Raw genomic sequence first — 24106 nt, 5'->3', positions numbered from 1 at the left:
GGTCCAGAGCCATGACGCAGCGCAAGATCCGGGTCGCGGTCGTCTTCGGCGGCCAGAGCAACGAGCACGCCATCTCCTGCGTGTCGGCGGGCAGCTTGCTCGCGCACCTGGACCGGGAACGCTTCGAGGTCGTCCCCGTCGGCATCACCCGCGAGGGTGGCTGGGTGCTGGGTGGGGACGATCCGGAGCAGCTGGCGATCCGGGACCGGGCGCTGCCCGAGGTGGACGGGACCAGCGCGTCCCTGGTCCTGCCTGGAGGAGCCGGTGGTGACCTCGTCCGACTCGACCCGGGGCGCGAGGGGGAGCTGCTCTCCGGGGTGGACGTGGTGTTCCCCGTGCTGCACGGCGCCTACGGCGAGGACGGGACCATCCAGGGGCTGCTGGAGATGGCCGGGGTCCCCTACGTCGGACCGGGTGTCTTCGCCAGCGCCGCCGCGATGGACAAGGAGTTCACCAAGAAGCTGCTGGCGGCTGCCGGGCTGTCGGTCGGGCGGTACGTCGTGCTCCGCCGCGACCAGGCGACGCTGACCGAGGACCAGCGGGCGGACCTCGGTCTCCCCGTCTTCGTGAAGCCCGCCAGGGCCGGTTCGTCGCTGGGCATCTCGCGGGTCACCGACTGGTCCGCGTTGGACGAGGCCATCGCGGAGGCCCGGCGCACCGACCCGAAGGTCATCATCGAGGCCGCGGTCCGGGGCCGTGAGGTCGAGTGCGGGGTGCTGGAGTTCCCCGACGGGGAGGTCCGTGCCTCGCTGCCGGCCGAGATCCGGATGGTGGCCGAGGGTGTCGACTGGTACGACTTCGAGGCGAAGTACCTCGACGACGTGTGCGAGTTCGACATCCCCGCCAAGCTCGACGACGCGGTCGTCGAACGGCTTCGGGACCAGGCGGTGACGGCGTTCACCGCCCTGGACTGCCAGGGACTGGCCCGTGTCGACTTCTTCGTCAGCGACGAGGGCGAGCTGATCGTCAACGAGCTCAACACCATGCCCGGTTTCACGCCGATCTCGATGTACCCGAAGATGTGGCAGCACACCGGCATCGACATCGGCACGCTCACCAACATCCTCGTGGACACCGCCCTGGCCAGGGGGACCGGCCTACGGTGAGGGTGGGCCGGCGGGCGCGTCGGACGGCCACGGCACGCTCGGCAACACCGTGATCAGGGTGCCGAGCCCCGCCTGGTGGAAGCGGCGCAGGGTGTTGGCGTCGTCGGAGATGACGTTCAGCTCCCCGCCGCGCCGCCGGAGCCGTTGGTAGGTGGACACCAGGGCGTACACGCCCGCCCGGCCCACGAAGTCGACGTTGCCCAGGTCGACCACCATGCGGGTCGCCCCGGTCCGCAGGCAGTCGGCGAGGAATCCCCAGAACATCTCGGCATTGGTCGTGTCGAGCTCGCCGACGACCTCGACGACGACCCAGCCGTACCGAAGTCCGTGGCGGAGCCGCAGATCCCAGGTGTCCCCGTCCGCCTCGTCCACCATCGGCCGCGTCGTCATACCCGCCTCCTCACACCACCGGGGCGAGATGACCGTGGCACCCCGTCCTGTGATGAGAAGTGCCCGCTCGCGCCCTTCCCGAACCGTGTCCTCACTCGGTCGGGGCGAGCCGGCGAGGGGCGCGCCCGCCGTCGGTCCCTGGCGGCTCGTGGTACCGGGACGTGCTCGACGGTCGGTGCGCCGTGTCCGGGGCACCGGGCCTCGGGACCGGGGCCACCACCCTCGGCCGAACCCGCCCCCGCGGACGTGGGGCCGCCCGGCGCTGCTCGTTCCGGGGACATCGCCTCACCCGGGTCGGGACGGTGCCGCCCCACCCACCCACCCGCGTCCGCGTGCTGGCCGGGGACCGGGTCCCGTCCTCTGCCAGCCGAGGTACCGTCCCGGGCGGTGGGGACCGTGGCGCGGTGGCCTCCTGCCGACCCGAGTCCGGTGGTGGCATCCCGGCGAGCCCGAGCCCGTCCCATTCGCCGGTGCTCCACAGCCCCGCCGGCATCCGACCCTGGCGGGGAGAGGTTGGTGTCCCGTGGCCCCCGAACTCTTTCCCCGCTCCCTGCCGGTGTTCTCCCACCTGGCTGGGCTGCCCGCCGGGCACTCCTGGCTCGCGGGGCTCCCGGATCGGGTGGACCGGCTGCGGAGGCGGTGGGGCCTGGTGCTGGGCGCCCCGCTGCGGGGCGGGACGAGTTCCTGGGTAGCGCCCGCCCGCCGCCCGGACGGCACCGAGGCGGTGCTCAAGGTGACCTGGCCGCACCCGGAGGCCTCCGCCGAACCCGACGCGTTGCGGCGTTGGGCGGGCCGGGCGGCCGTTCGGCTGCTCGACGTGGCCGGCGACGACAACGCGTTGCTCCTCGAACGGGTCCGTCCCGCCACTCCCCTCGCCGCGGCGGAGGAGATCCCTCCCGCACGCCGGCTGGAACTCGCGGCGGAGGTCGTCGCTGAGCTCTGGTCGGTGCCCGTTGGTGGAGGAGTGGCGGTACCCGGGCTGGCGGCCGTGTGCGCGGGCTGGGCCGAGGTCACCGCGGCCAGGGCTGGCACGCCGGGAGCGGACCTGGACGCCGGGCTGGTGCGCCGGGGAGTCGAACTGCTCCGGGAGCTCCCGTCCAGCGCGGATCGCGCGGTGCTCCTGCACGGCGACCTCAATCCCGGGAACCTGCTCGCCGCGCGCCGCCGGCCCTGGCTGGCGATCGACCCCAAGCCGGTGCTCGGCGACCCGGCCTACGAGCTCTGGCCGTTGGTCGAGCAGGTCGACGACCCACGTGACCGGCCGTCGGTGTTGGCCAGCCGGTTCCGACTGCTCGCCGACGTCCTGGGCTTGGATCCCGCCCGGGTGGCGGCGTGGGCGCTGGCCAGGACGGTGGAGGGTGCGTTGTGGAGCGCCGCGCACGGCGACCCGGCGGGCGGTCGGTCGGCGATGGCGGTCGCGCCGGTGCTCGCCCGGCTGGCCGGGGTCTGACCACGCTGCGGCTGGCACCGGGCGGGTCGGGGGAGTTGGAACGGCGCGTGGCGGCGCGGGACGAGCCGGCGAACCGCGCTGGCCGGTGGACGAGGACCTCCCGGACAAGCCGCCCGCCACCGGTGGCGCTCCGCCGCCCGGGGGACCGCACCCGAGGTCGGGGTCACCCCACCTCGACGTCGACCGCTTCCAGCACGGCGGAGATGGCCTCGGAGACGTCCTGGATCGGACCGCTTCCCGTGTCGTCCGGCACCGTGAGGGCCACCCCCACCGGCCGGTCCACCGCCGCCCAGGTCGTCATCCCGTCCCCCGGCATCTCCAGCCACTGGACACCCGAGACCTCCACCAGCTCGGAGGTCGGTACCAGATCGGCCGGTGCCCCCAGCCCGCACCGCACGACCACCGGGTCGTGGTCGGCGTTGCCCCAGGCCATCGCGCCGGCCGGGGCGGGATCCATCAGCTCCCGGACGGTCAGGGTCTGCCCGGCCGAGACGGTCTCCTCGGGGAGCTCGGCCAGCAGGGCGGCGCACTCGGCCGACTCGGCGTCGGGAGCGGGAACGCTGGAGAGCGGTAGCGGACCCGTCCGGCGCTGGCCCTGTCCGTCGTACTCGTCGGTGGCCTCCTCGACGGGGGGCGAGGACATCGCGATGCCGGCGGCGCCGACACCCAGCGCGACGGGCAGCGCGATGGCCACGACCACCACCGCACGGGGGAACCCACTCGACGGCTTGTCCGACATGGGATCCATGACAGCACGCCGAGTGGGTCGCGACCACGGCGGGGGAGGGTCAGAGGCGGACCACCGGGCACGTCAGCGTGCGGGTGATCCCCTGGACGTTCTGGATGTTGGCCACCACGAGCTGCCCCAGCTCGTCCACGTTCGGCGCCTCCGCCCGGACGACGACGTCGTAGGGGCCGGTCACGTCCTCGGCGGTCGTGACACCGGGGATACCGGAGATCTGCTCAGCCACCGCGGCTGCCTTGCCGACCTCGGTCTGGATGAGGATGTATGCCTTGACCACGGCGTGCCCCTTCGTGTCGTCAGTGTGCTCGGGGTAGGAACGTGAGCAGCAAGGTACCCCAGCCGCCGACGCGGTCGGGGCTTGGAGACTTTGGAGGTCCGCGTGCAGCCGGAACCGGCGCAGAACCCGGACACGGTCGCCGGGCTCGGAGAGTTCGGGTTCATCGAGCGCATCACCGGCGGTCGGCCGCAACCGTCCACCACCCTGCTCGGCCCCGGCGATGACGCCGCCGTGGTCGCCGCGCCGGACGGGCGGGTGGTGACGTCGACGGACGTCCTGGTCGAGGGGGTGCACTTCCGGCTGGACTGGTCCAGCCCCGAGCAGGTCGGGGCCAAGGCGGTCGCCGTCAACGTCGCCGACGTGGCCGCGATGGGAGCCGTTCCCACCGGGCTGCTCGTCGGGCTGGCCTGCCCGCCCACGCTCACCGCCGAGATCGCCGACCGCATGACCGAGGGCATGTGGCAGGAGGCGTCCAGGGCGGGCGTGGGTGTCGTCGGCGGTGACGTCGTCTCCGCCGGGAGCATTGTGATCTCTGTCACCGCCTTAGGGAGTCTGCAGGGCAGGGAGCCGGTCACGAGGTCGGGCGCCCGGGTCGGTGACGTGGTCGCCGTCCGAGGGCGACTCGGCTGGTCGGCCGCCGGCCTGGCCGTGCTCAGCCGAGGCTTCCGCTCGCCGGGAACGGTCGTCGGTGCGCACCGGTGCCCGCAGCCCCCCTACCAGGCAGGCCCCGAGGCGGCCCTGGCCGGCGCGACCGCGATGATCGACGTGTCCGACGGGCTCCTGGCCGACCTCGGGCACATCGCGGTCAGCTCGTCGGTCGCCATCGACGTCTGGGCGGAGCGGATGGAGGTGCACCAGCGCCTCGTCGACGTGGCCTCCGCCCTGGGGTCGGATCCCCTGCACTGGGTGCTGACCGGCGGCGAGGACCACGCGCTGGCCGCGACCTTCCCGTCGGCGGCCGCGCTGCCCCCGGGGTGGCGCGTGGTCGGCACGGTCAAGGAGGGCAGCGGGGTGACCGTGAACGGACGGGCCTACGAACGGCCCGTCGGCTGGGAGCACTGGCGCTGACCACGACCGGCGCCGGAGGTTGGACACGCCCAACCGAACGCCCGTGGTGGACGGCGTGTCGAAATACGTAGGCTGACACGCATGCAGCTTCGTCTCCTGGCCTTCGACCACCCCGACTCCCTGACGCTGACCGCCGCCGTGCAACGGGAGTACGTGGTCCGGTACGGGGAGGAGGACGTCACGCCGGTCGAACCGGCGCAGTTCGCCCCGCCCAACGGGCTGTTCGCCGTCGGGTACCTCGACGACCGACCGGTCGCCTGCGGTGGGTGGCGGCGGGTGGCCGAGGCGGAGGACGGGGTCGGGCCCGACGACGCGGAACTGAAGCGGATGTTCGTCCTCCCCGACGCCAGGGGGCGCGGTCTCGCCAGGTCGTTGCTGGTCTACCTGGAGGTGTCCGCACGCGACGCCGGCTGCCACCGGATGGTGCTGGAGACCGGAACCGAGCAGCCGGAGGCGATGGCCCTCTATCGTTCGGAAGGGTACGAGCCCATCCCGAACTTCGGCACCTACCGGGAACACCCGCTGAGTCGCTGCTTCGCCAAGTCCCTCCTCGACGTGGCCGGTCTGCCCGCCGTCGGCTGACCGCCAGCAGCGGTCGGGTCGGTCCCGGGGCCGACCGAGAAGCCAGTCCGAGGAGGACGACCGGATGACCGTGTACGCCCTGGACGACGCCGTGCCCGAGATCCACCCCACCGCCTTCGTCCACCCCGACGCGACCGTGATCGGACAGGTCCGGCTCGGCGCGCAGACCTCCGTGTGGCCGGGTGCCGTCCTGCGCGGCGACTACGGCCGGATCGAGATCGGAGACCGCAGCAACGTGCAGGACGGCACGGTGGTGCACTGCACCGAGGAACACCCGGCGCTGGTCGGGCAGGACTGCGTTCTCGGGCACAACGCCCACATCGAGGGCGCCGTGGTCGAGGAGGGTGCCCTCGTGGCCTCCGGGGCGGTGGTGCTCAACGGCTCCCAGGTCGGAGCCGGTGCCGTGGTGGGAGCGGGCGCCGTCCTGCCCTTCGGCATGGTCGTGCCGCCCCGGTCGATGGTGCTCGGCGTGCCGGCCAAGATCTGCCCGGACCGCGAGGTTCCCCCCGGGGCGTGGCGGCACGTCGTGGAGAAGTACGTCCGCAACGCCGCCCGCTACCGGGAGGGCCTCCGACGCCTCGACTGACCGACGCCCCGGCTCCGGCGGCGGGCACCCGGGCGGTGCGCGGCGCCGTCGGTCCTGATCGCTAGAGTCCCGGCCGTGGTTGGACGTCCGTTGAACGAGGTTGTCGAAGCCGGGTGGAGCGCCGCTCTCGAACCCGTCGCCGAGCAGATCGCCCGAATGGGGAACTTCCTGCGCGAGGAGGTCGCCGCCGGACGGGGCTACTTCCCGCCGGGGCCGAACGTGCTGCGCGCCTTCCAGCAGCCCTTCGACGAGGTGCGGGTGCTCATCGTCGGCCAGGACCCCTACCCGCGTCCCGGCCACGCCGTGGGCCTCAGCTTCTCGGTCGCGGAGGACACCCGCCCCCTCCCCCCGAGCCTGAACAACATCTTCAAGGAGTACGTCTCGGACCTCGGCCACCCCAAGCCGTCCCACGGAGACCTGACCCCGTGGACGCAGCAGGGCGTCCTGCTGTTGAACCGGGTGCTCACCGTGGAGGCGGGCCGGATCGGTTCCCACCGAGGCAAGGGCTGGGAGCAGGTGACCGAGCAGGCGATCCGCGCCCTGGCCGCGCGGGGTGGCCCACTGGTCGCCGTGCTGTGGGGGCGCGACGCCCGCAGCCTCGCGCCGCTGCTCGGCGACGTGCCCTGCGTGGAGTCGCCGCACCCCAGCCCGAACTCCGCCCACTACGGCTTCTTCGGATCCCGTCCCTTCAGCCGGGTCAACGCGCTGTTGGAGCAGCAGGGGGCGCAGCCGGTGGACTGGAAGCTGCCCTGACCGGGCGTTCCCGGCGCGGTCCGAGACCGGGTGCGCGGGACGGCGGTGCGGCCCGCCGGCCGGGGTCCTCGCCGGCTGCCGGCGCTCAGCGGGCGGTGTAACCGCCGTCGACGGGCAGGGTCACGCCCGTGATGAACCGGGCCTCCTCCGAGGCGAGGAACGCGACCGCCGCCGCGACGTCGGCCGGCTCCGGCGCACCCGGGAGCGGGTTCATCCCCGTCAGCTGGGCCCGCATCGCCGCCGGGTCCTCCGCGTTCTCGATGAAGTTCTCCACCAGGGCCGTGAGCACCATCGTCGGCGCGACCGCGTTCACCCGGATGTGCCGGTCCGCGTACTCGATCGCCGTCGCCCTGGTGAGGCCCACCAACCCGGCCTTGGCGACCGTGTACGCGGGGATGTTCGGGAACGCCGTCAGCCCGGCGGTCGAGGCCATGTTCACCACCGAGCCACCGCCGGAGCGCAGCAGGGCGTCCAGCCCGTACCGCAGGGTGTGGAACGCCCCGTCCGCGTTGATCGCCATCACCCGGCGCCAGTTCTCCAGCGGGTGTTCGTGCGTGATGCGTTGTTCCCCGTCGATGCCGGCGTTGTTGACGACCACGTCCACCCGCAACTCCTCGGCGAGTACGTGCTCGAACCCCTGCCGCACCGACTCCGGGTCGGACACGTCCACCCGGACGGCGGTCGCGTCACCCACGCTCCGCGCGGCCTCCCTGGCCGCGTCCAGCGCGATGTCGGCGATGACGACCCGGGCGCCCTCCGCGCCGAACCGGCTGGCGATGGCGAGTCCGAGGCCCGAGGCCCCGCCCGTGACGAACACGACCCTGTTCTCGAACCGCATGGCCTGCCCTCCGACCGGTCGGGACCGCTGCCCACCTGTGTAACAGCGAAGCGACGACGGCGCAGGGCCGGAGCCGGGGACCTGGGACCGCCTGGCCTGGGCGGGCGCTGGAGGCGGAGCGCGCCGGCCCCCACCCACCCCCGGACGCGCGGGAGCCCGGAACTCCGACGTTGGCACGTCCGAGTTCCGGGCTCCCGTCGAGCACTCGGCCTGTCAGCCGCGAACGACCTTGCCTGCCTTCAGGCAGCCGGTGCACACGTTCAGGCGCTGGCGCTGGGAGACGCCCACCTTCGCGTGCACGGTCTGGATGTTCGGGTTCCACCGACGGTTGGTACGGCGGTGCGAGTGCGAGACCGACTTGCCGAAGCCCGGCCCCTTGCCACAGACGTCGCAGACGGCAGCCACGTCAGACACTCCTTACGTTGGGTACGCGCGCTCCCGGCGGTCGTGCCGCCGGAGGCGATATGAGAACCCGGGCCGGGCCGGGCAACCACAACAGGTTAACCGCTGTCCGCGAGCGGCTCCAAACCGGGACCCCGCCGCACCAGGGCCGGGTGGCCAGCACCGAAGCTGGGGCACCCCGGGGAAACGCCCGCCGGCCGGGCGGGGGCGCGGAGGTGAGGAGCCGGCGAGGATGGTGTAAGACCGAGCCCAGTTTCCCGGTCCCCGCGACGGGCCGGGACGGTGGAAGCGGAGGAGCTCCTCGGTGCGGAACCTGGACGTGCTGTTACTCCGGAGGTGGGCGGAGGACTGTGTCGCCGCGTTGGAGCTCCACCGGGAGCGGATCGACGGCATCAACGTGTTCCCCGTCCCGGACGCCGACACCGGCACCAACCTGCTGAACACGATGCGCGCCGCCTCGGAGCGGGTCGCCCCCCTGCCCGGCGGGGCCACCCTCGGCGAGGTGGCGTCCGCCCTGGCCACCGGCGCGTTGCTCGGCGCGCGGGGCAACTCCGGCGTCATCCTGTCCCAGATGCTGCGAGGGCTCGCCGAGGCGGTTCGGGACCTCGACCTGGTCGACGCGCCTCGGATGGCGCACGCCCTGGCCGGCGTGGAGCGGGTCGCGAGGACAGCCGTGACCGAACCCGCTCCTGGCACGATGCTCACCGTGCTGGCCGGGTGCGTCGAGGCCGTGGAGACCTCCTCGGGGAACACCCTGCTCGACGTGCTCGCGGCGGCGGTGGCGGGAGCGGAACGGGCGCTGCTGGCGACCCCCGGGCAGCAGGACGCGCTCGCCGCCACCGGAGTGGTGGACGCCGGTGGCTGCGGTGTCCTGGTGATCCTCGACGCCCTGTTGGCGCTGGTCGAGGACCGGCCACCGAGCGCGGACGGCGCCAGGCGGGACGCGTTGTCCCGCGTTCCGCTGCGCACCGGCTCCGGCGACTCCACGACCCGAGGGGCCGCTCCTGACGCGGACGAGCTCGGGGATGACTACGACCACGAGGTGATGTACCTGCTGGCGGACTCCGACGAGGACCGCGTGGCCGAGCTGCGCGTGGCGCTCACCGCGATCGGGGACTGCGTGTCGGTGGCCGGGGACGGCGCGGGCCACTGGGCGGTGCACGTGCACTGCGCGGACGTCGGGGCCGCCGTCGAGCGTGGCATCGAGCTGGGTCGACCACACCGGGTGCGGGTCCGTCGTCTGGTGACGGCCTCCGGGCGGCGGCCGCCGGGGCCGGCGCGCCGACGTCGACGTCCGGCGTCACCGAGGGCAGGGCGGTGGTCGCGGTCGTGGCCGGTGAGGGCTGGCTGAGCTCTTCCGGGCGGAGGGGGCTGTCGTGGTGCCGGGGAACAGCGCGGGGCCCGAGCTGGACGCCGCACTGGATGACGCGCTGCTCGAGGCGGGCGCCCGGCACGTCGTGCTGCTGCCCAACGGCCGGGGGTTGACGGCAACCGTGGAGCAGGCGGCCGGCCGGGCCTGGGAACGGGGCCGGGAGGTGGTGGTCGTACCCACCGCCTCCCCGGTGCAGGGCCTCGCGGCGCTCGCGGTCCACGACCCCGGTCGACGTCCCGCCGATGACGCGGTCAGCATGGCCGAGGCCGCCGCCGCGACCAGGAGGGGAGAACTCATGGTGGCCAGGCGCGCCGCCCTGACCTGGGTCGGTCGCTGCGAACCGGGAGACGTGCTGGGATTGGTGGACGGCGAGGTCGTGCTCATCGCCGACGACGTCCCCTCCGCCGCCGCCCGGCTGCTGGACCGCATGTTGACCAACGGAGCGGAGATCGTGACCGCCCTGACCGGACAGGACGCGCCCCCCACGCTGCTCGGTTCGATCACCGGGCGGCTGCGGGCGGACCACCCGGAGGTGGAGTTGACCGGGTACGACGTGCGGGTCCCGGACGCGATCCTCCTGGTGGGTGTCGAATGACCCCGGCCCGCCCGACCACCACCGGCTCGGCCTCCGGTGCCGGCGCCTTCGGGCGTCCCCGGGCAGCACGGGCCCCCAGCGCCCGCCGGCCGCCGGGACGGCGTTCCGCCGCGGTCGCCGGCGCTGGTCGGACGCGGCGGCGACCACCGGGCACCTCGTCACGGTGGTGTCGGCGGGAGGTGGGACAGTGACCTCGATGGACGCCCCGCTGGAGCCCCTGCTCGGGGCCAAGACCGCCAAGGCCCTGGAGACGGCGCTGGGGATCGGCACCGTCGGTGACCTGCTCTACCACTTCCCTCGGCGGTACGCCGAGCGCGGCGAGCTGACGCGCATCGCCGGGCTGGAGACCGACGAGCACGCCACCGTCCTGGCCCAGGTCGACCGGGTCAACAGGCGCACCATGCGCTCGCGGCGCGGGACGATCCTCGAGGTCAGGATCACCGACGGGCAACGCACCCTGAACTGCACCTTCTTCAACCAGGCCTGGCGCGAACGCGAGCTGCTCCCGGGCCGGCGCGGGCTCTTCGCGGGGAAGGTCACCAGCTATCGGGGGGCGCTCCAACTCGCCAACCCCGAGTACCAGCTGATCGGGGTTCCCGAGGCCGGGGGAGCCGACGGCGACGAACAGGCGGCGGCCGAGGAGTTCGCCGCCGCGCTGATCCCCGTCTACCCGGCGGCCCAGGGGCTCCCCTCCTGGTCCATCGCCCGCTGCGTCCGCCAGGTGCTGGACGTGTGGGAGGGGAGCGAGGACGCGTTGCCCGCCGACCTCCGCCGCCGGCACCACCTGCTGGGCTTCGAGGAGGCCATCCGGCGCATCCACCGGCCCGCCGACCACCGGGAGCTGGCGGTCGCCAGGAAGCGGCTCAAGTGGGACGAGGCCCTGGCCGTCCAGCTCGCGCTGGTGGGACGTCGGCACCTCGTCGAGGAGCGGCCCGCCCCGCCGTGCCCCCCGGTCGGCGACGGCCTGCTGGCCGCCTTCGACGAGCGGCTCCCGTTCACGCTGACGGCGGGGCAGCGGGAGGTGGGTGGCGCGGTCGCCCAGGACCTCGCCGCCCGGCACCCCATGAACCGGCTGATCCAGGGCGAGGTGGGGTCGGGCAAGACGGTGGTGGCCCTGCGGGCGATGCTCCAGGCGGTGGACGCCGGTCGGCAGGCGGCGCTGCTGGCCCCGACCGAGGTGCTCGCCGCCCAACACGCCAGGTCGCTGGCGGAACTGCTCGGAGACCTGGCGTCCGAGGGCGAGCTGGGCGCCCCTGAGCACGCCACCCGGCTCACCCTGCTCACCGGTTCCCTGCCCGCCGCGAAGCGCAGGCAGGCCCTCCTGGACGCGGTGTCCGGCGCCGCCGGCATCGTCGTCGGGACCCACGCCCTCATCCAGGACCGCGTGCGGTTCGCCGACCTCGGCTTGCTGGTGGTCGACGAGCAGCACCGGTTCGGGGTGGAACAGCGTGACGCGCTGCGCAGCAGGGACGACAGCGGGACCAGCCCGCACCTGCTGGTGATGACCGCCACCCCGATCCCCCGGACGGTCGCGATGACCGTGTACGGCGACCTGGAGGTGTCCGCGTTGCGGGAACTCCCCAGCGGGCGCTCCCCGATCAGCACCTCGGTCGTGCCGGTGGCGGAGAAACCGTCCTGGCTGGACCGGGCGTGGCAGCGGGTGCGGGAGGAGGTCGCCGCCGGCCACCAGGTCTACGTCGTCTGCCCCCGCATCGGCGAGGACGGAGCGGCGGGAACGGCGGGACAGGGCGGCAGACGCGGCGGGGACGCCGAGGAGGACCTCGACGAGCTCGCCCCGCCGGACGAGGGCGGAGGCGCGCGGCGACCACCGGTCGCCGTGCTCGACGTCGCCCCCCGCCTCGCGGAGGGGCCGTTGCTGGGCCTGCGGATCGGGGTCCTGCACGGCAGGTTGCCCGCCGAGGAGAAGGACACCGCGATGCGGGCCTTCGCCGCCGGCGAGCTCGACGTGCTGGTGGCGACGACGGTCGTGGAGGTGGGCGTCAACGTCCCGAACGCCACGGTCATGGTCATCCTCGACGCCGACCGCTTCGGCGTCAGCCAGCTGCACCAGCTGCGGGGCCGCGTCGGCCGAGGCTCGGCGCCGGGACTGTGCCTGCTGGTCAGCGAGGCACCGTCCGGCACCTCGACCATGCAGCGACTGGACGCGGTCGCCTCCACCACCGACGGGTTCGAACTCGCCCGCCTGGACCTGGAACTGCGTCGGGAGGGCGACATCCTCGGCGTCTCCCAGTCCGGCCGCCGTTCGACCCTGCGGTTGCTGTCCCTGATCTCGGACGAGGACCTCATCGCCGAGGCGCGGGGCGAGGCGGAACGGCTGGTGGGGGAGGACCCGCACCTCACCCACCACCCCGGGCTGGCCCGGCTGGTCGCGGCGATGGTCGACGACGAACGGGCCGAGTATCTCCAGAAGACCTGAGCTCGCCGCACCCCGACCTCGGGTGGGCGACCGCCCCACCACCCGGGCGACGAGCCCGCCAGACCGGGCGGGACGCCGCCCGCCGACCGGGGCCCTGACCAGGGCGTCACGGGAGGTGGGACCAGCGCGGTCCCCGACCACGCGCCTCCGCCGCCACCCGGTTCCCCCGACGCGCCGGTGGCCGGGGGCGCACCACTCCGGCCGCGTCTGGCCACTGGAACGGCACTCCCGAAAAGTAGGACGAAGCGGGTAACGTCCCTGCTCGCGACACTGGCCCATCGGAGGGAGCGCGCATGTTTCGGAAGGTCCTCGTCGCCAACCGCGGGGAGATCGCGATCCGGGCATTCCGAGCCGGCTACGAGCTCGGAGCGAAGACGGTGGCCGTCTTCCCGCACGAGGACCGCAACTCCCTGCACCGGTTGAAAGCCGACGAAGCCTACGAGATCGGCGAGCCCGGCCATCCGGTGCGCGCCTACCTGTCCGTGCCGGAGATCGTGCAGGCCGCGCGCCGGGCGGGCGCCGACGCCGTCTACCCCGGCTACGGGTTCCTCTCGGAGAACCCGGAACTCGCGCGGGCCTGCGCCGAGGCGGGGATCACCTTCGTCGGCCCCACCCAGCAGGTGCTGGAGCTGACGGGGAACAAGGCGAGGGCGGTCGCGGCGGCCCGCGCCGCCGGCCTGCCGGTGCTCGCGTCGTCGGAGCCCTCCTCGCGCACCGAGGACCTCCTCCGCGCGGCGGAGGACATGACGTTCCCGGTGTTCGTCAAGGCGGTGGCGGGCGGTGGCGGGCGGGGTATGCGCCGGGTGGAACGGCCGGAGGCGCTGCGCGACGCGCTGGAGGCCGCCATGCGGGAGGCCGAGTCCGCCTTCGGTGATCCCACCGTCTTCCTGGAGCGGGCGGTGGTCAACCCGAGGCACATCGAGGTCCAGATCCTCGCCGACGCCACCGGTGAGGTCATGCACCTGTTCGAGCGGGACTGCTCGGTGCAGCGACGGCACCAGAAGGTCATCGAGATCGCGCCGGCCCCGAACCTCGACCCGGCGCTGCGGGAGCGCATCTGCGCCGACGCGGTCGCCTTCGCCAGGCAGATCGGCTACGTCAACGCCGGCACGGTGGAGTTCCTGCTCGACGAACGCGGCGAGCACGTGTTCATCGAGATGAACCCGAGGATCCAGGTCGAGCACACCGTGACCGAGGAGGTCACCGACGTCGACCTCGTCCAGTCCCAGCTCCGGATCGCCTCCGGCGAGACCCTGGCGGACCTGGGGCTCAGCCAGGAGACGGTCAGCCTGCGCGGCGCGGCCCTGCAGTGCCGGATCACGACGGAGGACCCGACCAACGGTTTCCGCCCCGACACCGGCCTGATCAGCGCCTACCGTTCGCCCGGTGGGTCGGGCATCCGCCTCGACGGGGGAACGACCTTCGCCGGCACCAACATCAGCGCCCACTTCGACTCGATGCTGGTGAAGCTCTCCTGCCGGGGACGCGACTTCCCCACGGCCGTCTCCCGGGCCCGCCGGGCCGTCGCCGAGTTCCGGATCAGGGGCGTCGCGACCAACATCCCGTTCCTCCAGGCCGTCCTCGACGACCCGGACTTCCGGGCGGGCCGGGTCACCACCTCCTTCATCGAGGAACGCCCCCACCTGCTGACCGCCCGCCACTCGGCGGACCGGGGCACCAGGCTGTTGACCTACCTCGCCGACGTCACCGTGAACCGTCCGCACGGGGAGCGGCCGTCCCTGTTGGACCCCGCGCACAAGCTGCCCGAGACCGACCTCTCCGAACCGGCCCCGCCGGGTTCCCGGCAGCGGCTGGCCGAGTTGGGGCCGGTCGGGTTCGCCCGGTGGCTGCGGTCCTCCGACGCGGTCGCGGTCACTGACACGACCTTCCGGGACGCGCACCAGTCGCTGCTGGCCACCCGGGTCCGGACCCGGGACCTGGTCGCCGTCGCTCCCCACGTGGCCAGGATGACCCCGCGGCTGCTCTCCCTGGAGGCCTGGGGCGGAGCCACCTACGACGTGGCCCTGCGGTTCCTCTCCGAGGACCCCTGGGAGCGGCTGGCCGCGCTGCGGGAGGCCGTGCCCAACGTCTGCCTCCAGATGCTGCTGCGGGGACGGAACACCGTGGGGTACACGCCGTACCCGACGGACGTGACCAACGCCTTCGTCCGGGAGGCCGCCGCCACCGGCATCGACATCTTCCGCGTGTTCGACGCGCTCAACGACGTGGGCCAGATGCGGCCGGCGATCGACGCGGTGCGGGAGACCGGTTCCGCCGTGGCCGAGGTCGCACTCTGCTACACCGGTGACCTCTCGGACCCGGGTGAGCGCCTCTACACGCTGGACTACTACCTCCGGCTCGCCGAGCAGATCGTGGCGGCGGGTGCGCACGTCCTGGCGGTCAAGGACATGGCGGGGCTGTTGCGCCCACCGGCGGCGGCGACCCTGGTCTCGGCGCTGCGACGCGAGTTCGACCTGCCGGTGCACCTGCACACCCACGACACCCCGGGCGGGCAGCTCGCCACCCTGCTGGCGGCCGTCCACGCCGGGGTCGACGCGGTGGACGGGGCCGCGGCCTCGATGGCTGGCACGACCTCCCAACCCCCGTTGTCCGCCATCGTCGCCGCGACAGACCACACCGAGCGGTCGACCGGCCTCGACCTGCGGGCGGTCTGCGACCTCGAGCCCTACTGGGAGGCCGTGCGCCGCGTCTACCAGCCGTTCGAGTCGGGGCTCCCGTCCCCGACCGGGCGGGTGTACCGGCACGAGATCCCGGGTGGGCAGCTGTCGAACCTGCGGCAACAGGCCATCGCCCTCGGGCTCGGCGACCGGTTCGAGGAGATCGAGGCCACCTACGCGGCCGCCGACCGGATCCTGGGCCACCTGGTCAAGGTCACCCCCTCCTCCAAGGTGGTCGGGGACCTCGCCCTGCACCTGGTGGGGGCGGGTGTCGACCCGGCCGAGTTCGAGGCCGACCCGCAGCGGTTCGACATCCCGGACTCGGTCGTCGGGTTCCTGCGCGGAGAGCTGGGCGATCCGCCCGGCGGGTGGCCGGAGCCCTTCCGGACCAAGGCGCTGGCGGGCCGCGCCGAGCCCCGCCCGGTGGTGGATCTCACCGAGGAGGACCGGGCCGGGTTGGGCTCGGACCCGAGGACGACGTTGAACCGGCTGCTGTTCCCCGGGCCGGCTAAGGAGTTCGCCCAGCACCGCGAGGCGTTCGGTGACACCAGCGTCCTGCGGACCAAGGACTTCCTGTACGGCCTGCGCCCGGGCGAGGAGTACTCGGTCGACCTGGAACGCGGTGTCCGGCTGTTCATCCACCTGGAGGCGATCGGCGAGGCCGACGAGCGCGGCATGCGGACCGTGATGGCCACCCTCAACGGGCAGCTGCGGCCCATCCAGGTCCGGGACCGGTCCATCGCCTCGGACGTGCCCGCCGCGGAGAAGGCGGACCGGGGGAACCCCGGTCACGTCGCGGCGCCGTTCTCCGGGGTCGTGACGGTCTCGGTCGTCGAGGGCGACACCGTCGAGGCCGGTCAGACCGTCGCGACCATCGAGGCGATGAAGATGGAGGCTGGCATCACCGCCCCGAAGGGCGGAACGGTCCGTCGGCTCGCCATCGGCGGGGTGCAGCAGGTCGAAGGGGGCGACCTGCTGATCGAGCTGTCGTGACCGGCGGCGGGGCCGGACCCGGCGCACCCGGGCCGGCCCCGGCCGGGAGCGGCGAGCCCGGCCGGCGATGATGGGCCGGTGACCAGGATCGTCGCCGGAACAGTCGGAGGTAGGCGGATCGCGGTTCCGCCCAGGGGGACCCGACCCACCTCGGAACGGGTGCGGGAGGCGCTCTTCAGCGCGCTCGCCGCTCGGATGGAACTGGAGGGAGCCCGGGTCCTCGACCTCTACGCGGGCAGTGGAGCGCTGGGGCTCGAGGCGTTGTCCCGGGGCGCCGAGCACGTGACCTTCGTGGAGGCCAACCGGCGCGCGGCGGACGTGCTCAGGCGGAACGTCGCCGACCTCGGGTTGCGGGCGAGGTCGGAGGTGGTGCTGGGCACCGTGCCGGCGGCCTTGGCCGGTCCACCTGCCGAGGGCTACGACCTGGTCCTGGCCGACCCGCCCTACGACCTCCCGCCCGGCGACCTGAACGCGACCCTGGCCGCGCTCGCGGCCGGCGGCTGGCTGGTCCCCGAGGCGCTGCTCGTCATCGAGCGCGCGGCGCGTTCGCCCGAACCGGAGTGGCCGGCCGACCACCGCGCCCTCCGCGCCGCGAAGTACGGCGACACGGTGCTGTACTGGGCCGAACGGGACGGCTGAGGGCGCCGAGGGGGTCGGGGCGCCCCCGCGTCGCCCGGCGGCCCGGGTGGCCCGTCCTCGGCGGAGGTGATGCCGATCACCCTGCGGTCGGGAACCGGGGTTTCCCCGGTTCCTGCTGCTAGCGTCCGGCCCATGAGACGTGCCGTCTGCCCAGGCTCGTACGACCCGGTGACCAACGGCCACCTGGACATCGTGGAACGGGCCGCCGGGCTGTTCGACGAGGTCCATGTCGCGGTCCTCTACAACACGAGCAAGCACCGCCTGTTCAGCGTCGAGGAGCGGATGGAGATGCTCCGCGAGGAGACCGCGCGCTGGCCGAACGTCAGGATCGACTCCTGGCCCGGCCTGCTGGTCGACTACTGCAAGGAGCACGACATCAAGGCCATCGTGAAGGGACTGCGCGCGGTCAGCGACTTCGACTACGAGCTCCAGATGGCTCAGATGAACCAGCGGCTCTCCGGGGTCGACACCCTGTTCATGCCGACGAACCCCCTCTACAGCTTCCTGGCCAGCTCGCTGGTCAAGGAGGTCGCCGCCTACGGCGGGGACGTCTCCCCGCTGGTGCCGCCGAAGGTGGACCGCCGGCTGCGGGCACGGTTCGCCGAGCGGGCGGCGCAGCGCGACTGACCACCGGTGCGCCGTGCGGGGCGACGCCGAGGCGCTGCCCCCGGAACGGCGCCGCCCCACCGCGACGGCGGTCGTGGGCGACACCGCCCACCGGGAGGTGCCGGCGACGGTCCCGACACGGCGACGACCAGGTGCCGCCCCGGCGAGCGGTCGTTCCTGGCACCCGGACCTCGGGTCAGATCAGGGGGAGCTTCAGCCCGTGGTGGCTGGCCTGGAAACCCAGCCGTTCGTAGAAGCGCAGCGCGTCCACCCGCCGGACATCCGTGGTGAGCTGGGCCAGGACGGCCCCCCGCTGCCGCGCCTGGTCGAGAGCCCATTCCAGCAGCGCCCTGCCCAACCCGCCGCCCCGCTGGTCCTCCCGCACGCGCACCGCCTCGATCTGCGCTCGCGTCGCCGCTCGCCGCGACAGCCCGCTGATGAGGGTGAGCTGGAGGGTGCCGACCACCTCGCCCCCGAGGTCGGCGACCACCAGGAGCTGCCTGGGGTCGGCGTCGATGTCCTCGAACGCGGCTCGGTAGACCGGGTCCCCCGGCGCCTCCCTCCCCGCGCCGAGTTCGTCGTCGGCCAGGAGGCCGATGATCGCCGGCAGGTCCTCGCTCCTGGCTCGGCGGAACACCGGCGGTGACGTGGCCGGGGTCCGGGCCGGTGATGACGACGACATGGCGTCCTCCTGCTCCTCATCGACGACGGGGTGCTCCGAACTCGCCTGACTGCTCCGTTCGGGGGGTAGGACGGTATCGGACACGCGCATTCCCACCACATCCCTGACATCCGCGTCCTGTCAGGGCAGACTGGACGCTGGATCACAGACTGGGTCGCTGGGGAGAAGACAGACGTGTACCGGGTGTTCGAGTCGCTCGACGAGTTGGTGACGATCGTCGAGGACGCTCGCGGTGTCCCCATGACCTCGGGATGTGTCGTCCCCCGTGGCGATGTCCTGGAGCTGCTCGACGAGGTCAGGGATGCCCTGCCGAACGAGCTCGACGACGCGCAGGACGTCCTCGACCACCGCGACCAGATCGTCAACGAGGCCACCCAGGGCGCCCAGCAGTCGGTGGAGACCGCCAGGGCCGAGGCCGAGCAGACCCTCGCCGAGGCTCGCGCCGAGGCCGACCGCCTCGTCACCGAGGCCCGGATGCGGGCGGAACGGATGCTCGCCGAGGCCCACTCCGAGTCGGACATGGTCGTCAAGGCCGGCAACCACGAGTACGAGGAGTACGTGGCCAGGGCCCGCTCGGAGGCCGACCGGATGATCCAGGCCGGCCGGGCCGCCTATGAGCAGGCGGTGTCCGAGGGGCAGGCCGAGCAGTCCCGGCTGGTCTCCCAGACCGAGGTCGTGCACGCGGCGCACGTGGAGTCGACGCAGATCGTGGACCGCGCCAACACCGAGGCGGAACGCCTGCGGTCGGAGTGCGACGCCTACGTCGACGCCAAGCTCGCCGACTTCGAGGAACTCCTCAACCGGACCCTGCGGACGGTGGGCAAGGGGCGCCAGCAGCTGCGGGCTCCCTCGCGCACCAGCTTCGACTACGGGGACTGGGACCGGGGGCCCTCCGACTGGGAGCAGAACACACCCACGGTCTCGAACTGAGCACCCCCGCCGCTCCTCGGCGCGCCCCCACGGGAGCCCGGTCCGCTCGTCTGCGGGCCCGACGGCCCCGGCCACCAGGTCGTTCGCCCGCGCCGGGACCTGGCCCTGGCACCCTCGGCGGCGGTACGCTGGACGGTCGGCAACCGACCCGACCCGACTACGTGCATGATGGCAACCACTATGTCGCAGAAACCCGTATCCCGTTCCTCCTCCGGTGGCGGCGCGCTGCCGACCGGGCCCTGGGTGATCGACACCCGTGATGTCGGTCGACGCCCTGGCATGAGCCGGCGCTACCACCGCTCCATCCCCGCGCCGGACAGCTTCTCGCTCGACATGATCGGGGTTCCGAGGGGCGAGGAGATCACCCTCGACGTGCGCGTCGACTCCGTGATGGAGGGCGTCCTCGTCGCGGGGACGGCGAGCGCGCCGCTGACCGGTGAGTGCTCGCGGTGCCTGGAGCCCATCGAGGACTCGGTCGAGGTGGAGATCACCGAACTGTTCGCCTACCCGGACAGCGCCACCGAACAGAGCACGGACCCCGACGAGGTCTCGCGGATGGTGGACGAACTCGTCGACCTGGAACCCGTCGTCCGGGACGCGCTGCTGCTTTCGCTACCATCCTCTCCGCTGTGCGCGGAGACCTGCCAGGGTCTGTGCGTGGAATGCGGTCGGAGATGGGCCGAACTCGAGCCCGGCCACCGCCATGAGACGATTGACCCTCGCTGGGCCGCTCTGCTGGAGCGGACCAGCGGCCAAGAAGACAAACCAGAGGAGAACTAGCCGTGGCCGTCCCGAAGCGCAAGATGTCGCGGTCCAACACGCGCTCCCGTCGCGCCCAGTGGAAGACCACCGCGCCGACCCTGGTCGCCTGCTCCAACCGCACCTGCCGCCAGCCGAAGCTGCCGCATGTCGTCTGCCCCGAGTGCGGCACCTACGACGGCCGTCAGGTCGCTCGTCCGGCCTGACCGCTGTCAGCCGACGAGTAGTTCGTGGGGGGAAAGGCAGACAGGGGCCGGTCGGTGGACCCAGCCCTGCTGTTGAACGCGCTCGGCGTCGAGCTCGACGCCGAGCTGTTGACGCTGGCTCTGACGCACCGGTCGTACGCCTACGAGAACGGGGGGCTGCCGCCGAACGAGCGGCTGGAGTTCCTGGGCGACGCGGTGCTCGGGTTGGTGATCACCGATCACCTCTACCGCAGGCATCCGGAGCTGCCCGAGGGGCAGCTCGCGAAGCTGCGCGCGAGCGTGGTCAACATGCAGGCCCTGGCCAGCGTGGCCCGGCAGCTGGGCGAGGGTGGGCTGGGTGCCCACCTGTTGCTCGGCCGGGGTGAGGAGCTGACCGGCGGGCGCGACAAGGCGAGCATCCTGGCCGACGGCCTGGAGGCGGTGCTGGGCGCGGTGTACCTGCAACACGGCATCGAGATCGCCAGGCAGACCGTGCACCGCATGTTCGACCAGCTCCTCGAGGAGGCGCCGCTGCGTGGCGCCGGCCTGGACTGGAAGACCAGCCTTCAGGAGCTGACCGCCGCCGCGGGTCTCGGGGTGCCCGAGTACCGCGTCGAGGAGGAAGGTCCGGACCACCGCAAGGAGTTCACGGCCACTGTTCTGGTGGCTGGGAAACCCTCCGGCAGTGGTGTGGGCCGCACGAAGAAGGAAGCCGAGCAGCGCTCGGCCGAGGCCGCGTGGCGGCTGCTCTCGGACCAGCTGCGCGGCGAGGACGAGGGCGCCGGCGCCGAGCCGACCGACGGGGACTGACCCGCTGGTCCGGCGGGGTCGCCGCCCAGGACCGGGAGACGTGTCGCGTGCCAGAGCTGCCCGAGGTGGAGGTCGTCCGGCGGGGTGTCGCCGAGCACGCGGTCGGCCGCCGGGTGTCCGAGGTCGAGGTGCTGCACCCCAGGGCGGTCCGCCGGCACCTGCCGGGGCCAGCGGACTTCGAGGGGCGGCTCACCGGGGCCGTGCTGGCCGCCGCGAGGCGGCGTGGCAAGTACCTGTGGCTGGAACTGGACGAGGCCGACTCCGTGACCGGGTCGGAGCTCGCGGGTACCGCCGTCCAGGCCGACGCGACCACGGCCATGCTGGTCCACCTCGGGATGAGCGGGCAGCTGTTGGTCAAGGACGGGGCCGCCCCGGACGAGAAGCACCTGCGTGTCCGGTTCCGTTTCGCCGATGGCGGGCCGGAACTGCGTTTCGTCGACCAGCGGACGTTCGGCGGTCTCTTCCTCGCCGAGACGGTGACCGTGGACGGCGAGTCGCTCCCGGTGCCGTTGTCCCACATCGGGCGTGACCCGATGGACCCCCGTTTCGACCTGGACGCCGCCGTGTCGGCGATCCAACGGCGTCGTACCGGGATCAAACGCGCCCTGCTCGACCAGACGCTGGTGTCGGGTGTGGGCAACATCTACGCGGACGAGGCGCTGTGGCGGGCCGGGCTGCACTGGGCGTACCCGACCTCGGTGCTGTCCGCCGCCGACTGCCGTCGGGTGTTGGACGAGGCGGCGCGGGTGATGCGGGCGGCGCTCGCCGCCGGCGGAACCTCCTTCGACGCGCTGTACGTCAACGTCAACGGTCAGTCCGGCTACTTCGACCGGACCTTGGCGGTGTACGGGCAGGAGGACCGCCCCTGCCGCCGGTGTGGGGCCGCCGTCCGCCGCGACCCGTTCATGAACCGCTCCTCCTTCTCCTGCCCGGCCTGCCAACCGGTGCCGGCCGACGCCCACTTCTGACGCGGGTCCCCAGCGAAGTTGCCGGCCTTGCGCTCTCCGGTGTCGCGCGGCGCCCGTGGTTCACCGTGCCTCGCTCGCCCCCGCGTGGACGGGGCCCCGGCTGTGACCGCGCGGTTCCCGAGGTGAGCTGAGCGCGGCCCAGCTCGGCGCTCCCTTCCCTGCCCCGCACTCCGTCGTGCTCGCGTCCCTCGTGGTGGCGCGGGAACCCGTCCGTCGATTCTCCGGCCCGAACTACTGCGCGGTGCGTGGTAGTGTCCGGAGCGGAGGTGCGGTCGTGGATACGAGTCAGCTGCTACGGGGTGTCCTTGACCTCGCGGTGCTCGCGGTGCTCCGCGAGGAGGACGGCTATGGCTACGAGGTCCTGCGTCGTCTGCGGACGGCCGGATTGACCGAGCTGGGGGACGCCTCGGTCTACGGGACGTTGCGCCGGCTCTACCAGGCCGGTCTGTTGACCTCGTACGTCGTGCCCAGCGACGAGGGGCCGCATCGGAAGTACTACAGCCTGAACACCGCCGGGCGGGCCCGGCTGAAGGAGTCGGGCGACACCTGGCGGCGGTTCGCCGGGATCATGGCGCGACTGGTCGAGGAGGAATGAGCGTGCCAGCGAGGACACAGCTACCGGCCGCGGCGGTCGACTACCGGGATCGGGTCGCGGCCGGATTGCGCGGCTTGGGGGAGCCCGAACGCGAGGAGGTCCTGGAGGACGTCGAGCTCAACCTGGCCGAGGTCGTGGCGGAACTGGGCCCGGACGTGGACGCCGAGCGCCTGGAGTCCCGGATGGGGCCACCCGAGCGCTACGCGCGGGAGTTGCTCGCCGCCGGCGGGTACTCCGCCGCCGGCCAGGACGCCCCACGGCGGAGGCTGCCGGTGTCCGCTGGGCTCGCGCTGGTGACCTGCGGGATCGCCGCGACCGTGCTGGTCCTGTTCCTCACCGATGTCCTCTCCATCCACGACATCCCCTTCTTCCTCGACAGGTACACCCTCCGCCAGTGGACCGCCATCTTCCTCGTCGTGGTCCTGCTGGCGGGGCTGGGGATCGCGGCCGGTCGCCTCGTCGTCGCGTACCGTGCCCGCGCGGCGGCCAGGGGGCCGGACGAGTCGCGGCGGGGGCCGTCCCCGGCGTCGCTCGCCCTGTTGTCCGGAGCCCTCGCCACCCTGGTGTTCGTCGGTGCCGGGGTCGCGGGACCGACCGAACCGGAACTGATGGGCGTCCTGACCGCGGTGGGCGCCCTGCTGGGGGCGCTCCCGGTTCGCTGGCTGGCCAGGCAGGAACCCGAGGTGCCCTCGGCCCGTGACACCCCCGCCGCCCGGCGGGGAGCGCTCCTGCTCGCCGCCGCGGCCTCCTCCTCCTTCTCCCCCGTGGCCGCCTTCGCCGTGAGGCTGCAGCCGGGGTGGTGGCTGATCCGTGCGGTGCTCCTGGGCTGGGCGGGAGCGGTACTGACCGGGTCCGGTGTGCTCGGCGTCCTGGTCGCGACCGCGCTGCTGTTGCCGCTCTCGGTCGTGCTGGGCGAACGGTCGAAGCGCGACCGGCGGCTGTGCTGGGTGGCGGCTCCGCTGAACGGGCTGGCGGTCGGGCTGTTCTGCGGCCTGCTGGCCGTGGCGGTGAACCCGTCGCCGAGCACGCCGATCCAGCACGCCAGCCACCAGCAGAGCGCCGGGTGGGTTCTCCCGGAGTCGGGCAACATCCTGCCCTTCGACCGGAACGGTGAGCTGCTCGACGAGGTGTACCTGTTCGACGGGAGCGGGAACCCGATCGAGCTCGCCAGGGAGTACTGCACCAGGTACGGGTGGTCGGAGCGGTCGTGGGACAACCTCTTCCCCCGTCCCGAGGTGGAGATCCTGCTCCACGGGGAGTGCGTGGAACGGCCCGTCGACCGGCCCGCCGCCATCATCCCCGACGTGCCCCACGCGCCCGCGAACTCCGAGGTGAGCGGGGCCGACGACGACCGGGAGGAACAGGGCGCCGGGGCGACCGGCGGGCCGGGGGCGTCGGAGGACGCTCCCTCCGCCGACGAGGACGGGGACGAACCGGTGGGAACCAGCGACGAGGGGACCGCGGTGGACGGCGACCCCGAGGACGGCCCCCTGGCCACCGACGACCCGGTTGAGGAGGACGGGGGGTCGGGGAGTGGTGCGCGGCCCGAGGACGACGAGGGCTCCGGGCGAGACGCACGACCCGAGGACGACCGCCGGTCGCCGTCCTCCGGGGAGCCCGGGACGGGGGACGTCGAGGCGCCCTGACCTCCGGCGGGTGG

General features: G+C 73.2%; 25 protein-coding genes. 19 read left to right on the top strand and 6 right to left on the bottom strand.

What is annotated here, in order from left to right; genetic code table 11:
• Positions 1 to 11 precede the first annotated feature (11 nt).
• Positions 12 to 1106: a D-alanine--D-alanine ligase family protein gene (locus tag G443_RS11630; protein ID WP_026417129.1), complete on the top strand. Its 1095-nt coding sequence runs from the start codon at positions 12 to 14 to the stop codon at positions 1104 to 1106.
• Here the strand turns inward: G443_RS11630 and G443_RS11625 are convergent.
• Positions 1098 to 1496, bottom strand: a complete 399-nt coding sequence (locus G443_RS11625; RefSeq protein ID WP_026417128.1) for an STAS domain-containing protein — start codon at positions 1494 to 1496, stop codon at positions 1098 to 1100. The two genes, G443_RS11630 and G443_RS11625, sit on opposite strands and share 9 nt — an antisense overlap.
• Before the next feature lie 523 nt (positions 1497 to 2019).
• Between G443_RS11625 and G443_RS11620 the strand changes: the two genes are divergently transcribed.
• A complete protein-coding gene (locus G443_RS11620) occupies positions 2020 to 2946 on the top strand; it encodes an aminoglycoside phosphotransferase family protein (RefSeq protein ID WP_035291256.1) in 927 nt (308 codons plus the stop codon).
• Positions 2947 to 3109: 163 nt separating this feature from the next.
• Here G443_RS11620 and G443_RS11615 read toward each other — a convergent pair whose 3' ends face one another.
• Entirely contained in the window at positions 3110 to 3685 is a 576-nt protein-coding gene (locus G443_RS11615; RefSeq protein ID WP_026417126.1) for a DUF3515 domain-containing protein, read from the bottom strand.
• Positions 3686 to 3734: 49 nt separating this feature from the next.
• On the bottom strand, positions 3735 to 3968 hold the full coding sequence (locus tag G443_RS11610) for an Lrp/AsnC family transcriptional regulator (protein WP_026417125.1): 234 nt from the start codon (positions 3966 to 3968) through the stop codon (positions 3735 to 3737).
• A gap of 102 nt (positions 3969 to 4070) precedes the next feature.
• Here G443_RS11610 and G443_RS11605 point away from each other — a divergent pair, with 102 nt between their 5' ends.
• The 4 genes from G443_RS11605 (at position 4071) to G443_RS11590 (ending at position 6957) form a co-directional block, all read left to right on the top strand.
• Positions 4071 to 5036 carry a thiamine-phosphate kinase gene (locus G443_RS11605; protein WP_026417124.1) on the top strand — a complete coding sequence of 322 codons (966 nt, stop codon included), beginning with the start codon at positions 4071 to 4073 and terminating at the stop codon, positions 5034 to 5036.
• Between the two features lie 81 nt (positions 5037 to 5117).
• Positions 5118 to 5618 (top strand): GNAT family N-acetyltransferase, encoded by a 501-nt coding sequence (locus G443_RS11600; RefSeq protein ID WP_026417123.1) that lies wholly within the window; start codon positions 5118 to 5120, stop codon positions 5616 to 5618.
• Positions 5619 to 5682: 64 nt separating this feature from the next.
• Complete coding sequence (locus G443_RS11595) at positions 5683 to 6204, top strand: gamma carbonic anhydrase family protein (RefSeq protein WP_026417122.1); 522 nt, start codon at positions 5683 to 5685, stop codon at positions 6202 to 6204.
• Positions 6205 to 6279: 75 nt separating this feature from the next.
• Positions 6280 to 6957 (top strand): uracil-DNA glycosylase, encoded by a 678-nt coding sequence (locus G443_RS11590; RefSeq protein ID WP_081715181.1) that lies wholly within the window; start codon positions 6280 to 6282, stop codon positions 6955 to 6957.
• Positions 6958 to 7042: 85 nt separating this feature from the next.
• Here G443_RS11590 and G443_RS11585 read toward each other — a convergent pair whose 3' ends face one another.
• Both G443_RS11585 and rpmB read right to left on the bottom strand, forming a co-directional pair.
• A complete protein-coding gene (locus tag G443_RS11585; protein ID WP_026417119.1) occupies positions 7043 to 7795 on the bottom strand; it encodes an SDR family NAD(P)-dependent oxidoreductase in 753 nt (250 codons plus the stop codon).
• 213 nt (positions 7796 to 8008) lie between these two features.
• Entirely contained in the window at positions 8009 to 8200 is a 192-nt protein-coding gene (gene rpmB / locus G443_RS11580; protein ID WP_016698642.1) for a 50S ribosomal protein L28, read from the bottom strand.
• Positions 8201 to 8501: 301 nt separating this feature from the next.
• On the opposite strand from rpmB, the gene G443_RS11575 reads away from it, so the two are divergent.
• From G443_RS11575 to coaD, 6 genes are all read left to right on the top strand, one after another.
• Positions 8502 to 9548, top strand: coding sequence for a DAK2 domain-containing protein (locus tag G443_RS11575; RefSeq protein WP_253860202.1), 1047 nt, complete (start codon positions 8502 to 8504; stop codon positions 9546 to 9548).
• A 28-nt stretch (positions 9549 to 9576) separates the two neighbouring features.
• On the top strand, positions 9577 to 10164 hold the full coding sequence (locus G443_RS11570; RefSeq protein WP_253860201.1) for a hypothetical protein: 588 nt from the start codon (positions 9577 to 9579) through the stop codon (positions 10162 to 10164).
• A 187-nt stretch (positions 10165 to 10351) separates the two neighbouring features.
• On the top strand, positions 10352 to 12601 hold the full coding sequence (recG, locus tag G443_RS11565; RefSeq protein ID WP_026417117.1) for an ATP-dependent DNA helicase RecG: 2250 nt from the start codon (positions 10352 to 10354) through the stop codon (positions 12599 to 12601).
• 293 nt (positions 12602 to 12894) lie between these two features.
• Positions 12895 to 16272 (top strand): pyruvate carboxylase, encoded by a 3378-nt coding sequence (locus G443_RS11560; protein WP_026417116.1) that lies wholly within the window; start codon positions 12895 to 12897, stop codon positions 16270 to 16272.
• Positions 16273 to 16350: 78 nt separating this feature from the next.
• Complete coding sequence (gene rsmD, locus G443_RS11555; RefSeq protein ID WP_026417115.1) at positions 16351 to 16911, top strand: 16S rRNA (guanine(966)-N(2))-methyltransferase RsmD; 561 nt, start codon at positions 16351 to 16353, stop codon at positions 16909 to 16911.
• A gap of 132 nt (positions 16912 to 17043) precedes the next feature.
• The gene (coaD, locus tag G443_RS11550; protein ID WP_026417114.1) at positions 17044 to 17538 is read left to right on the top strand and encodes a pantetheine-phosphate adenylyltransferase; all 495 of its coding nucleotides are present in this window, start codon (positions 17044 to 17046) and stop codon (positions 17536 to 17538) included.
• A gap of 175 nt (positions 17539 to 17713) precedes the next feature.
• Here the strand turns inward: coaD and G443_RS11545 are convergent, their stop codons facing one another.
• Entirely contained in the window at positions 17714 to 18199 is a 486-nt protein-coding gene (locus tag G443_RS11545; RefSeq protein WP_051313412.1) for a GNAT family N-acetyltransferase, read from the bottom strand.
• A gap of 174 nt (positions 18200 to 18373) precedes the next feature.
• Here G443_RS11545 and G443_RS11540 point away from each other — a divergent pair, with 174 nt between their 5' ends.
• From G443_RS11540 to G443_RS11510, 7 genes are all read left to right on the top strand, one after another.
• Positions 18374 to 19129, top strand: coding sequence for a DivIVA domain-containing protein (locus G443_RS11540; RefSeq protein ID WP_026417112.1), 756 nt, complete (start codon positions 18374 to 18376; stop codon positions 19127 to 19129).
• Positions 19130 to 19309: 180 nt separating this feature from the next.
• The gene (locus G443_RS11535) at positions 19310 to 19909 is read left to right on the top strand and encodes a YceD family protein (protein WP_035273127.1); all 600 of its coding nucleotides are present in this window, start codon (positions 19310 to 19312) and stop codon (positions 19907 to 19909) included.
• Between the two features lie 2 nt (positions 19910 to 19911).
• Positions 19912 to 20094 carry a 50S ribosomal protein L32 gene (gene rpmF, locus G443_RS11530; RefSeq protein WP_016698863.1) on the top strand — a complete coding sequence of 61 codons (183 nt, stop codon included), beginning with the start codon at positions 19912 to 19914 and terminating at the stop codon, positions 20092 to 20094.
• Between the two features lie 24 nt (positions 20095 to 20118).
• A complete protein-coding gene (gene rnc / locus G443_RS11525) occupies positions 20119 to 20883 on the top strand; it encodes a ribonuclease III (RefSeq protein WP_026417110.1) in 765 nt (254 codons plus the stop codon).
• Between the two features lie 47 nt (positions 20884 to 20930).
• The gene (mutM, locus tag G443_RS11520; RefSeq protein ID WP_026417109.1) at positions 20931 to 21851 is read left to right on the top strand and encodes a bifunctional DNA-formamidopyrimidine glycosylase/DNA-(apurinic or apyrimidinic site) lyase; all 921 of its coding nucleotides are present in this window, start codon (positions 20931 to 20933) and stop codon (positions 21849 to 21851) included.
• Between the two features lie 274 nt (positions 21852 to 22125).
• A complete protein-coding gene (locus tag G443_RS11515) occupies positions 22126 to 22446 on the top strand; it encodes a PadR family transcriptional regulator (RefSeq protein ID WP_026417108.1) in 321 nt (106 codons plus the stop codon).
• A 2-nt stretch (positions 22447 to 22448) separates the two neighbouring features.
• A complete protein-coding gene (locus G443_RS11510; protein ID WP_035291254.1) occupies positions 22449 to 24092 on the top strand; it encodes an HAAS signaling domain-containing protein in 1644 nt (547 codons plus the stop codon).
• The last annotated feature ends 14 nt before the right edge of the window (positions 24093 to 24106 follow it).

Source organism: Actinoalloteichus caeruleus DSM 43889, assembly GCF_000429185.2.
Taxonomy (GTDB): Bacteria; Actinomycetota; Actinomycetes; order Mycobacteriales; family Pseudonocardiaceae; genus Actinoalloteichus_B; species Actinoalloteichus_B caeruleus.
This window is presented reverse-complemented; position numbering and strand designations above follow the sequence as displayed.